We start from the raw sequence: 11,929 nt of genomic DNA on the forward strand, positions 1-11,929 counted from the left end.
CAACGGACCTGAGTTCGTGTCGAAGGCGCTGCTCAAATGGGCGGCTCGGGAGTCTCTGGATTTGGCGCTGATTGAGCCTGGGAAGCCATGGCAGAACGGTTTGAACGAGAGTTTTAACGGCAAATTTCGCGACGAATGTCTGTCGATGGAATGGTTCCGGTGTCGGGCCGAGGCGCGGGTTGTGATCGAGGAATGGAGGCGGCACTACAACTCCGTTCGCCCGCATTCAAGCCTGAACAACATGACGCCAGAACATTTCTGTCGGCAGTATGGAAAAAACATGAACCGTGGGGAAACCCTCAAGAATTGAGTGGTCCGAAGTTTCCCGGCAGGTCACAGGCCAGTCGTCGCCTTTGCCAACAAGTGGCGCAAGAATTTCTGTTACCGGGTCAGGGATATGCGCGGCCACAGTGCGAAGCAGCCACAAGGCCCGGTTGATTTTCTGCTCATCTTCAGATTCTATCCATTTTGAGATGATCCCGGCATTTAGAAGATAGGATACCCACGGATGGTGCCCCAAAAATACAGTTTCCTGAACATGGTCCCGCCAATGAGGCTCATCGAGCAACTTCAAGAAATATGCACCGATATCGTCGGCGATCTCATCAATTTGGCCGATCAACTCAAGAACAAGATGCTTGAGGTGAAAACGCACTGCCGTTGATTCAAGGAGCTCCCGGGCCGTGTTGAAAAAATCAGCAGGCGATTCTTCAGACAGCATGGCAAGCACCTGGCGCAGTTGTTCGCGCCGGAACAGAGACTGATTTTCCTTTGGCCCCAGCCATTCGATCACGGAGCCGGTGCCCTGGTAAATCTTCTGCAGCAGTCGTTCGGCAATCAGATGATCCAGGTACCGTTGATGGCAAAAGCTTATTCTGTTCACCCCCTGTTGAAGGATGCCAAATGAAACAAAGGCATCCTGCATGGTCGGTTTGTTTGCCACAAGAGTGGCAGGCGCCGAGATCTCGCCTTTGCTCTCCATGTAACCAAGCAAAGGGGCCAAAAAAGCATCCATTTGATCAGCGGAGATTCCTGCTTGCTCCTCAAGAAGCCGGCGGCGGTTGTCCCAGAAGCGGCGCATGAGTTCCGTAGCGGAACGAAAAACAGGCATTGCCCCTTCTTTTTTCAGCTCCATCCAGATTGCCAAGTTTTGCGGGCAGGAAAGAATGCGCTTCTGGGCCTTGGTCAGGGAAGTGATTTCCTGGCCGATGATCGCTTTCAACTGTTCGTCTGAAAATTCCTTCACCGGTATCTTGGAAATGCCCTGTTCCTTGCCCTCGGCGAATAGTCTTTTTATCTCCGGGTCATTTTCAAGGTCAAAGGTGCGGCAGGCAAAGACTATGGCGATGTTTTTTCCGGCGCCGCGCAGTGACCGGACCTGCCGGAGAATCTCCTTGCACACGTCCATGGCGCCGAAAGAATGGGCCGCTGTCCAGCGGATGGAATCTAACTGATCCAGAATGAGAACACACTTTCTGTCAGCCGCCAGACCGGCCAAGCAATAGGCAGGCGACTCGGGCAGGCCCAAATTTACACCGAATTCCCTGGCTGTGTTGCTGGGGATACGCCGGTCAAGGCGGATGGGAAGATAAGGGATATTTTGCTGCTGAAGATAATTTGTCAGTTCATACATGACACCGCTCTTTCCGTTTCCCGCAGCCCCATGGACAACCACATCGTGCCCCTTATCAATGGATTCGATGATCCTGGGAGTCTCCTCTCTGGGAATGATGGCGCTGTTTATCAGGCCCGGACGGATGGAATCGGAGAACTGTCTTTGCAGCTCTTCTATGGCAGGAGTAATCCGGTCGTCATGCTCAAGCTTTTTGGGATGGATCTTATGATTTTCAGCAAGGAATCGCCGCAATTCATCAACGTAAATAGGCTGTCGGTATCTATCTTCGTTCTCCGCATAGGTGAGCAGAGTGCTAAGCGCGGTTTCCGGCTCGCCGGTCAACAGAAAGCTGGAATATGTCAGGAGATCAGACCATGTGTTGCGGTCATCGGGGAAAAGTTCGATATAGGTGCGCTTGAGGTAGTTAAAGGCCTTTCCGAGGTCCTCTTCTATTTGGGGGTCAAGCTCCACGGCTTCACAAAAATCTTGGAAAATCTTGCGTCTTTGTTCGCTAACGTCCTGGATTTGATATTGGAAGAAATCCCTAGGGTTGTCATTGGAGTTTCTGGCGCTTTCACAGATATCCGCGAACGTTTGTGCGGGGATTGCCGTGACCAGGGAGAATTTGTGGTTTTGATCGCGATCCAGGTGGTGTCTCAAGTGCCCCAAAATCCCCTTGTCGCGTAACGCTGAGATGGTCCAAGATTCACGGCTACCGCAACGGGCCTTGCATTGCTGCAATTGGCGGACCCCATCCTTGCCTACAACCAGCAGGTCGACGCCCTGTTCGTCCGGGCCGATCAACTCCACGGTGACCGATTGGATATTTTCATTCAAAAGCCGAAGAAGTTGCTTGGCAACCCAACGGCCCTCATACCGGTTGCCGAGCTTTTCCGACATGCCGCCGGGTTCAAAGGCCATTATCCGTTATCCTTCATAAACATAGCTATGAATACCTCAAACATACTCTAACTCATATTCCCAGACATTTCACTCCTGCGCCATCCAGTGGCTTGTTCATCAAGCTTTAGTACCCATGCCTACAGTTCTTCGGTTTTGAATTCGCAGTAGCCTTCGTAGTAATAGCTCACATCTATGCCCTTCAAAAACAGCGCGCGGTCATCAACTTGCCCGGTCAGTGCTTGTTTCAGCAAGGCTTTGATTTCAAGGTCTTTCACGGGACTGCGCTGCATGGCGGACAGGTACTCCTCTTTATCGACCAGATTCCAGTCCACTACCTGTTTGATTTGGGATTTGAGCATGAGATCAAGCCAGATGCGGGTGGCGCGGCCATTGCCTTCGCGAAAGGGGTGGGCAACATTCATCTCCACATACTTCTCGATGATTTCATCAAAGTTGCTGTGCGGCATCTTGTCGATATATTTCAGCGATTGCTCCAGATACATGAGCGGAGCAAAACGAAAATCCCCTTTGGCGATATTCACGTCGCGGATTTTCCCGGCAAAGGTATAAATATCTTCAAACAAATAGGCGTGGATAAATGATAAACCTGCGAAGGTGCCGACTTCGGTCTTGCGGATATCGCCCGAGTCAAAGAGTTGTTTGGCTTTTTGTTTGGTGATTTTTTCTTCGGCTTTGGCAAGTTCAATCTGGTCGGTGATGTGGAGTTTGTTTTCCAAAATCATGTCATGGCTCCCTTGCCATTCCGGGACGTTGCGTACATTGAAAGGGTCTTGATCCTGCAGGATGACGCATTTGAAATCGCATTAGTTCTTGTCATGGTTCATGCCTATTCTCCGATCAATGATGCGCATGATTGTCTGCGAATAATTACGCCATGAGACTTCAGTTCTGCTTTCCAAAAAGCGAGAACTGATTTCATGAATTCGTCGAGATTGTGTCGTGAACCATCTGAAATGTGTACACTATAGTCATTGACTTCTTCGATATTTGTCCAGATTGTTCCATCTGAGGATTCACGAATTTCGACAAATTTACTTTTTGTTTTTTTTACATTTTTTGTCGTTACTTGTCTTGGTTTTTTTGTTTTTACATTTCTTATTTTAAAATGCTTTGAAGAATTTGATATTTCGACTACGGCTTTTATTATTGGATTTCCATTCCATATTTCCTTTTGCGAATCTGCTTCACTTTTTTGTATTTTATTAATATGTTCGAGTATATAGTCTTGGATAGAATGTGCTGTAATACAAAAGTTTATAAAGTGATCTGCCCTGTGTATAGAATTTTTGCAATGAATAGTTCTGTATCTCTCTCGTTCCATCTTGCGATATTGACCATGTACTGAAGTGATTGTTGGAGTGAGGCTCATGTGTTTCAATTCTCCCATAGACTCGATATCGGCACGGCATACAGCTGATTTCCGAACGGCACAATGGCCTCGCCGTCGTACATCACGATCCCGGCTGCAAAACGGTTTTCCCCAGCCTGTTGGAGTTTGCGCAGCCCCTTGAAATCGTTGGCGGTCACTGTCGATGACGCCTTCACCTCGACTCCCGCGATCCGCCCCCCGCATTCCAGCACGATATCCACTTCCGTCTTGTCCTTGTCCCGGAAATGGCTGAACGAGACTGCGTCATCCAGCCAGCCGGCTTGGCGCCTCAGTTCCTGATAGACGAAGGTTTCCAGGATCTGGCCGAACACGGCGCGGTCGTTCCAGAGGGCGTCGGCGTCTAGGCCGAGCAGGGCGCAGGCCAGGCCCGTGTCTCCGAGGTGCAGCTTCGGGGTCTTGATGAGCCGGCTGAGACGGTTGCTGTGCCAGGGAGGCAGTTCTTCCAGGAGGAAAATCCGCGACAGCAAAGTCACGTATTCGCGGATCGTGCTGCGGCTGACCTGGAAGGGCGCGGCCAGGTCGGACACGTTCAGCAGGCGGGCCGTCTGCCCGGCAGCCAGTGTCAGCAGACGGGGCAGGGCGTCCATCTGGCTGATGCGGGCCAGATCGCGGATGTCCCGCTGGACCAGGGTTTCGGCGTAATCGCGGTACCAGACGGCTCTGCGCTTGGCCGTAGCGCGCTTCAAGGCGGGCGGATAGCCTCCGGCGGCCACGCGTTCGGCCAGATCCCGGCCCAGACGCCTGCCAGTGACGCCTGCCTTGAAGCGTCCTTGCAGCAACGCGGGCAGGAGTTCCGGGTTCTTCCCGGAGAGTTCCGCCTGGGCCAGGGGGTGGAGTCTGAGTATCTCCATCCTCCCGGCCAGCGAATCCGCCAGGCGGGGGATCAGCAGCACGTTGGCCGAGCCGGTCAGGATGAAACGGCCGGGCTCCCGGCGGGCGTCCACGGCTGCTTTGAGCGCCGTGAACAGTTCCGGCACGCGCTGTATTTCGTCCAGGATCACCCGCGCCGGAAGGTCGGCGACATAGCCCACAGGATCGCTCTGCGCGGCGGCGCGTTGCACGTCGTCGTCAAAGCTCAGATAGGCAAAGCTTGCATCCTCACCCGCCTGTCGGGCCAGGGTCGTCTTGCCGCACTGGCGGGGGCCATGGATGAGCACGACCGGTGCATCGGCGAGCGCCTCCAGCAGGCGGGGGCGGATGAAGCGTGGATAGAGGTCTGTCGATTCCATGGCGTCCATATGTAGGTTGTCGTCCGTCCAATTGCAAATTGTATTTCGTCCAATTGTCAGTTCATGTTCGTCCAATTGCCAGTTTATAAGCAAAGATGATGATATAAATTGAATAAATTTGGATAATTGTATTATTATACGTCAGGGTTTGACGAGGCTGGAGCAAGCCGGCAGTTGCCTCCCTTCCGGTGCAGAAATCTTGGGTTCAGGATTCCGACAGTCTGGCCCGTCACTCCTCCCGCTTCCCCTTGAAATACTCCATGGCCTTGAGCACGAAGCGCGCGTAGGCCCCGGCCTGGCCGCCGCCCATTTCGATGGCCACGTCGATGGTCTCGTAGATCTCCTGGTCCGTGGCGCCGTGCTGCATGGCCTGGTCGAGGTGCCATTCCATGCATGGTTCGCACTTGGTGACGATGGAAATGGACAGGGCCATCAGCTCCTTGGTCTTCCGGTTCAGGGCGCCGTCGGCGAAGGCCTTTTCCTCCAGTTCCAGGAACGGGGCGTAGGTCTTGACGTTTTTGAGGAACGTCAGGTGCAGGCGTTTGCGGTCCTTGATGCTCTGCTCGATCTTCGTGAAGGTCAGGTCGGACATGGTTTTCTCCGTGGGGTCATTGCCTCCCGCTTTGGTGTGGGGTAGGCGGTACGAATATCGGGATTTCCGTTTTCAGGGGTCCGAAACCTCCCTACAGCGAGGACGCACATGAAGTACATGGGTGAAATGCTGACGACCCGGACGCCGTTTTCGGAGATCGTCATGGGCAATACGGCTCTGGTGCGGGCCATGGTCGAGGCCGGGACGCGCGTCGTCACGTCCTATCCGGGTTCCCCGACGCCGGAGATCGCCACGGCGATCCAGTCCATCGCGTCAGAGAAGCGGCCCTTTTATTTCGAATTCTCGACCAACGAGAAGGTGGCCACGGAGGTCGCCCTGGGCGCGTCCCTCAACGGGTACCTGTCGACGGTCTTCTTCAAGAGCGTGGGCCTGAACGTGGCTGCGGACGCCTTCGTGCAGCTGTCGCTCCTGAACCTCATCGGCGGCATGGTCGTGGTCCTGGGCGACGACCCCGGCGCCAACTCCTCCCAGAACGAGCAGGACAACCGGCACTACGCGGCCATGAGCTACACGCCGCTGCTGGAGCCTGCCAACCCGGCCGAGGTCTACGCCTACTACAAGGAGGCCGCGGCTCTGGCCCGCAGCCTGTGCCGCCCGGTCATCCTGCGCCTGACGACCCACGGCTGCCATGCCAAGGAGAAGGTCGCCTTCGCCGGTTGGGAGCCGCAAATCTTTGAGAACAACCCGCGCTTCGACGCGGCCAACGGTCCGTACATCCCCCTCACGGCCGCCGTCTTCCCCAAGAAGCGCACTGCCCTGGAGAACCTCCGCAAGGCCGAGCGCTGGGTGGACGAGCGCGGCCTGCACACGGTCACGGGCCACGGCAGCCCGCGCGGCATCATCCTTTCGGGCATGGTCGCCCTGTCCGTGGCCGATGTCCTGGAGGGGCTGTCGGACAGGCCCGACGTGCTCAAGCTGGCCATGCCGTACCCCATGCCCACGCGCGTCATCGCCGACTTTCTGCAGAGCCACGCCGAGGTGAAGGTGCTGGAGGAGCTGGACGACACCCTGGAGAAGGACATCAAGGCCCTGGCCTACGACCGGGGCCTGGCCGCCAGGGTCATCGGCAAGGCCGACGACGAGGACTGGGTCGGCGAGTACACGGCGGACAAGGTCCGGGACATCCTGCACCGCACCTGGCCCGACATGATCCCGGCCCGCAAGGCCGTTGCCTCCGCGGTTGCCGTTCCGGCCCGCCCGGCCCAGATGTGCCCCGGCTGCGGCCACCGCAGCGCCTTTCACGCCATCAAAAAGGCCCTGCCCGAGGGGGCCATCACCGTGGCCGACATCGGTTGCCACACCCTGGGCTTCATGGAGCCTTACCGCATGGGCGAGATTCTGCTGTGCATGGGCGCGTCCACGAGCATGGGCGCGGGCCTGACCCTCTTCAACGACACGCGCAAGGTCGTGGCCTTCCTGGGCGACTCGACCTTCTTCCACGCCGGGCTGCCGGGCATCGTCAACTCGCTCTTCAACCGGCACAACCTGACCCTGGTGCTCATGGAAAACGGCACCACGGCCATGACCGGGCACCAGGACCATGCCGGGTCCGGGCGCAACTTCAACGAGCAGACCGACGCCATCCCGGTGCGTCAGCTCCTCGAAGGGCTCGGGGTCAGGCACATCTTCGAGACCGACACCTACAAGCAGGCCGAGCTGACGGATCTCATGCGCCAGGCCCTGGACGTGGACGCCTTCAGCGTGGTCATCGCCCGCCACCCCTGCATGCTGCTCTTCACCCGCAACCAGCGCCGCAAGAGCGGTTACGTGGACCGTCACGTGACCATCGACCAGGATCTCTGCACCCGCGCCCACGTCTGCGTGCAGGACTTCGCCTGCCCGAGCTTCACCCTGGCCGCCGACGGCAGCGTGACCGTGAACCCGGAGCTGTGCATCGGAGACGGCTCGTGCATGCAGACCTGTCCCAGCAAGGCCATCATCCGCTAAGGAGCGCCCCATGAATACATTCAATATCTATCTTTGCGGCGTCGGCGGGCAGGGCATCGGCCTCTTGAGCGAGATCATCCTGCGCGCCGCGGACCACGCCGGCCACGCGGCCAAGGCCGTCGACACCCACGGTCTGGCCCAGCGCGGCGGCATCGTCGTGTCCCAGATTCGCCTCGGCAAGGCAGCCCACAGCCCCATCATCCCTGCAGGGGAGGCGGACCTCGTCGTCGCCCTGGAGCGCCACGAGGCCCTGCGCGCCATGCAGACGGCCCTGCGCGACGGCGGGACCCTGGTCTACTACGACACCGTGCTGCAGCCCCTGCCCGTGCGCCTCGGAACTGCCGCCGAGGTGAGCGCGGAGGACGTCGCCCAGGCGGCGGCCGCCCGCTCCATCACGGTTCACGCCGTGACGAGCCCGGACATCAAGGACCCGCGCATGCAGAACGTCGCCTTGCTCTCGGCCGTGAACAGGCTGGGCCTGATCCCCGGGGTGGCGACGGAACACTACGAGAGGGCCATGGACGACCTGCTCAAGGGTGCGGCCCTGGAGGCGAACCTGGGGCTGTTCAGGGCAGCGGGATAAAACCGCCGCGCGAAAACGATCGGATTCGGCTGAACGCGGGAGCCCGACGGATTGTCGGGTTCCCGCGTTTTATTTTTCGGGGAGACGGTTGTTCCGGAGACTGGGCAGATCTCAGAGCAGAAGGCCTAGCAGCAGCGGCATGGAGACGATGGCCAGCATGGTCTGCACGGTGATGATGGCGGCCATGCGGTCGTGGTCGCCGCCCAGGACCCGGGCCAGGATGTAGGACGAGACCGAGACCGGGACCGCGGTGAAGATCAGGCAGACGCCGAGCGGCGTTCCGGAAAGGCCCAGGATTTTGCCCGCGGCGAAGGCCAGCAGGGGCAGGATCAGCAGCTTGAAGAGCGAGCTGGCGATGACGTCCCTCCATCCGTCCAGTGCGGCGGAGAAGGACAGCCCCGCGCCCACGGCCAGCAGACCCAGGGGCAGGGAGACGCTGCCGAGGATGTGCAGCCCTTCCTGCAGCATGGCGGGCAACGTGACGTCCGCCCCGTTCAGGGCGAAGCCCGCGGCACAGGCCAGGATGAGCGGATTGCGCCCGAGCTGCACCACCGTGTCGCGCAGGCCGCGCGCCCGAGTGTCCCGGCCGTGGCGGGTCAGAACCAGCACGCAGAGCACGTTGACGGTGGGGATGACGGTCATCAGGGCCACGGCGGAGAGGGACAGCCCCTCGTCGCCGAACAGGCCGCCCGCTGCCGAGAGGCCGACGTAGGTGTTGGGCCTGATGGCACCCTGGAAAATGGAAGTGAAGGCCGGGCCGTCGCTCTGCAGCCGGGGCCGGACGGCCATGAGTGCTGCGGCGACGGCGCATATGGCCGCGACCAGGCACGCAGCCATGGCCAGCAGAGGGTGCTGACCGGCGTGCATGGAGGTCAGCTTGTCCATGAGCAGGGCAGGGAAGAGCACGTAGTAGGTCAGGCGTTCGGCCTGGGGCCAGAACTCCAGGCTCGGGAAGGAGGCCCTGCGCAGCACGAAGCCGGTCAGGATCAGGAGAAAAATCGGCGTGATGGTCTGCAGAACGTCCACGTATCACCTCCCAAAGCGCGCACCCTGAACCGCAGGGCATCTCCTGAAAACCGCAACGGCGCCCAGATGCTCCGGTCTGCGCGGTTGCAGGGTCGTCAAACCGTGATCTCCTCCCAGAGCAGCTCCATGATGCGCGCCTTGACGGCCGCGAAATCGGCGCTGACCGTGACCCTGTGGTCGCGCGGCCGCGGGATGTCCACGGGGATGCGCGCCTTGAGGCGTCCCGGCCGGCGCGACATGACGTAGACGTTGTCGGCCAGCAGGATGGCCTCGTCGATGTCGTGGGTGATGAAAAGGACCGTGCTGCGCTCCTGGGCGCGGATCCTGAGCAGCAGTTCCTGCAGCACGAGGCGGGTCTGGGCGTCCAGGGCGCCGAAGGGCTCGTCCATGAGCAGCATGCGCGGCTGGTTGGCCAGCACGCGGGCGATGGCCACGCGCTGCTTCATGCCGCCGGACAGCTCCTTGGGCAGGGCGTTCTCGAAGTCGGCCAGGCCCACCAGCCCGAGATACCGCCTCGCGGTTTCGGCCCGCTCGTCCTTGGGCACACCCTTGATGCGCAGGCCGAACTCCACGTTCTCGCGCACGGACAGCCAGGGGAACAGCGTGTAGGATTGGAAGACCATGCCCCTGTCCGCGCCCGGCCCGGTGATGGGGCGTCCGTCGATGCGGGCCTCCCCGCCCGTGCCGTGTTCGAGGCCGGCCACGATGTTCAGCAGCGTCGACTTGCCGCACCCCGACGGCCCGACGATGACGGCCAGCTCCCCCTCGGCCACGTCGAGGTCGATCCCCTCCAGGGCCGTGACGGGGCCGGCCGCCCCGGAGAAATCCTTGCGCAGGTCCCTGATCTCCAGCAGCGCGCTCATGTGTCCACCTTCTCGCTCCACGGCACGCACAGCCGCGCGGCGGTCTTGAACAGCCAGTCCGTGGCCAGGCCCAGCAGGCCGATGAGGACCAGGCCGGCGAAGATGCGGTCGATGGCCAGGAAGCGCTGGGCGCGCAGGATCATGTACCCCAGCCCCGAGTTGGCAGCCACCAGTTCGGCCACCACGAGGTAGGTCCAGGCCCAGCCCACGGTGATGCGCAGGTCGTCCATGATGCCGGGCAGGGCGCCGGGCAGCAGGACCATGCGGTAGATCTGGGCCCGGCTCGCGCCCAGGGTGGCGGCGGCCCGGCCCAGGTCGCGGGGCACTGCGGCCACGCTGTCGGCGACCATGAGCGCGAGCTGGAAGAAGGTGCCCAGGAAGATGATGGCGAACTTCTGGCCGTCGCCGATACCGAAGTACAGGAGCGTCAGCGGCACCAGGGCCACCACCGGCAGGTAGCGGGCGAACTCGATGAGCGGCGCGCACACGGCCGCTCCGCGCCGCGACGTGGCGATGAAGAGGCCAAGCGGCACGGCCGCGGCCACGGCCAGGGACCACCCGACCATGACGCGGTACACGCTGTCCCAGGTGTAGGACAGCAGGATGCCGTCGCGGTGCATGTCGGCGAAGGCCAGCAGCACGCTGTGGGGTTTGGGCAGGAAGAGGTCCTTGACCAGCCCGCCGTAGGAGGCCGCCGACCAGGCCGCCAACACCGCGGCGAAGGAAAGGAGGGCCAGCCCCGCACGGTGGGCGGGACTGGCCTTGGGGTGCGTCGACACCTACTTGGCGCCTTCGACGACGAACTTGTCCGTCACGAAATCGGCCGCAGTGACTTCCTTCTCGATGATGCCCTTCTCCTTCCAGAAGCGGATGGCCCGGTCGGCCACCGCGTAGAGGCCCTGGCCCGGCTTGACGAAAGCCAGGTTCTCGGCCGCGCCCTTGAAGGTCACGCCCTTGGCCATGTCGGCCACTTCCGCGGCGGACAGGCCGAAGGCCTTGGCCATGATCTCGTCGCCCTTGGCCGGGTTGGCCTTGTACCATTCGATGGCCTTGAACCAGGCTCTGGCCATCTTGGTCGGCGCCTCGGGGTGCTTGGCGATGAAACCCGCGTTCATGACGAAGACGTCGACGATGGTCCCCGGCATCTCGCGGCTGGAAATCAGGACATGGCCGCCTTCGCGCTGGCCCGCGTTGGTCAGCCAGGGCTCCCAGGTCACGGCGGCGTCGACCTTGCCGGCCACGAAGGCCGCGCCGGCGTCGGACGCGCCCATTTCCTGGATGTTCACCTCGTCCTCCTTCATGCCGTTCTTTTCCAGGATGGACAGGAAGAAGAAGTACGAGGTGGACGACTTGTCCAGTGCCACGGTCCTGCCCTTGAGGTCGGCCACGGTCTTGATGCCGCCCGCGGCGACCACGCCGTCTCCGCCCGTGGACTCGTCCATGGCGAAGATGACGGTTTCGGGGGTGCCCTTGGCGAAGTGGATGACCTCGCGGTCGATGACGTTGCCCAGGCCGTCGATGTTGCCCGAGGCCAGGGCGGCCGCATACTGCGACTCGTCCTCGATGATGGTCAGGTTCACGTCGAGGCCCTGTTCCTTGAAATACCCGAGTTCCTTGGCGATGTGCAGGGGGCCGTAGCCGACCCAGGTAGCGTGGGCCACGGTCACGGGCGTGTCGGCGGCAAAGGCGCAGGTGGCGGTCAGGGCCAGGCAGAGAGCGATGAGAATTTTGTGCATTGG

12 protein-coding genes are annotated in these 11,929 nt (G+C 60.5%); 3 read left to right on the forward strand and 9 right to left on the reverse strand.

Annotation, left to right across the window (positions count from 1 at the left end; all coding sequences use genetic code 11):
• Window positions 1–310: integrase core domain-containing protein (locus G394_RS20625; protein WP_028577464.1), on the forward strand; the 310-nt coding region annotated here is incomplete at its 5' end.
• Here the strand turns inward: G394_RS20625 and G394_RS21080 are convergent.
• From G394_RS21080 to G394_RS0104495, 5 genes are all read right to left on the reverse strand, one after another.
• Window positions 227–2,536, reverse strand: a complete 2,310-nt coding sequence (locus tag G394_RS21080; protein WP_028576636.1) for an NACHT domain-containing protein — start codon at window positions 2,534–2,536, stop codon at window positions 227–229. The genes G394_RS20625 and G394_RS21080 overlap by 84 nt on opposite strands.
• 119 nt (window positions 2,537–2,655) lie before the next feature.
• Complete coding sequence (gene fic, locus G394_RS0104485) at window positions 2,656–3,261, reverse strand: protein adenylyltransferase Fic (protein ID WP_043774764.1); 606 nt, start codon at window positions 3,259–3,261, stop codon at window positions 2,656–2,658.
• Window positions 3,262–3,365: 104 nt separating this feature from the next.
• On the reverse strand, window positions 3,366–3,908 hold the full coding sequence (locus G394_RS21085) for a hypothetical protein (RefSeq protein WP_156902434.1): 543 nt from the start codon (window positions 3,906–3,908) through the stop codon (window positions 3,366–3,368).
• 5 nt (window positions 3,909–3,913) lie between these two features.
• Window positions 3,914–5,158 carry an ATP-binding protein gene (locus tag G394_RS0104490; RefSeq protein ID WP_028576638.1) on the reverse strand — a complete coding sequence of 415 codons (1,245 nt, stop codon included), beginning with the start codon at window positions 5,156–5,158 and terminating at the stop codon, window positions 3,914–3,916.
• Between the two features lie 229 nt (window positions 5,159–5,387).
• Window positions 5,388–5,750: a carboxymuconolactone decarboxylase family protein gene (locus G394_RS0104495; RefSeq protein ID WP_028576639.1), complete on the reverse strand. Its 363-nt coding sequence runs from the start codon at window positions 5,748–5,750 to the stop codon at window positions 5,388–5,390.
• A gap of 108 nt (window positions 5,751–5,858) precedes the next feature.
• Between G394_RS0104495 and G394_RS0104500 the strand changes: the two genes are divergently transcribed.
• Together G394_RS0104500 and G394_RS0104505 are read left to right on the forward strand one after the other, a co-directional pair.
• On the forward strand, window positions 5,859–7,718 hold the full coding sequence (locus tag G394_RS0104500) for a thiamine pyrophosphate-dependent enzyme (protein ID WP_028576640.1): 1,860 nt from the start codon (window positions 5,859–5,861) through the stop codon (window positions 7,716–7,718).
• A gap of 10 nt (window positions 7,719–7,728) precedes the next feature.
• Window positions 7,729–8,301, forward strand: coding sequence for a 2-oxoacid:acceptor oxidoreductase family protein (locus G394_RS0104505; RefSeq protein WP_028576641.1), 573 nt, complete (start codon window positions 7,729–7,731; stop codon window positions 8,299–8,301).
• A 111-nt stretch (window positions 8,302–8,412) separates the two neighbouring features.
• Here G394_RS0104505 and G394_RS0104510 read toward each other — a convergent pair whose 3' ends face one another.
• The 4 genes from G394_RS0104510 to G394_RS0104525 form a co-directional block, all read right to left on the reverse strand.
• The gene (locus G394_RS0104510) at window positions 8,413–9,327 is read right to left on the reverse strand and encodes an AEC family transporter (protein ID WP_028576642.1); all 915 of its coding nucleotides are present in this window, start codon (window positions 9,325–9,327) and stop codon (window positions 8,413–8,415) included.
• Between the two features lie 95 nt (window positions 9,328–9,422).
• Window positions 9,423–10,190, reverse strand: coding sequence for an ABC transporter ATP-binding protein (locus tag G394_RS0104515; protein WP_028576643.1), 768 nt, complete (start codon window positions 10,188–10,190; stop codon window positions 9,423–9,425).
• Window positions 10,187–10,969, reverse strand: coding sequence for an ABC transporter permease (locus tag G394_RS17925; protein ID WP_043774765.1), 783 nt, complete (start codon window positions 10,967–10,969; stop codon window positions 10,187–10,189). Before G394_RS17925 ends, G394_RS0104515 begins: the two co-directional genes overlap by 4 nt.
• Window positions 10,970–11,926, reverse strand: a complete 957-nt coding sequence (locus G394_RS0104525) for an ABC transporter substrate-binding protein (RefSeq protein ID WP_043774767.1) — start codon at window positions 11,924–11,926, stop codon at window positions 10,970–10,972.
• Between the last annotated feature and the right edge of the window lie 3 nt (window positions 11,927–11,929).

Source organism: Desulfomicrobium escambiense DSM 10707 (genome assembly GCF_000428825.1).
GTDB lineage: Bacteria > Desulfobacterota > Desulfovibrionia > Desulfovibrionales > Desulfomicrobiaceae > Desulfomicrobium > Desulfomicrobium escambiense.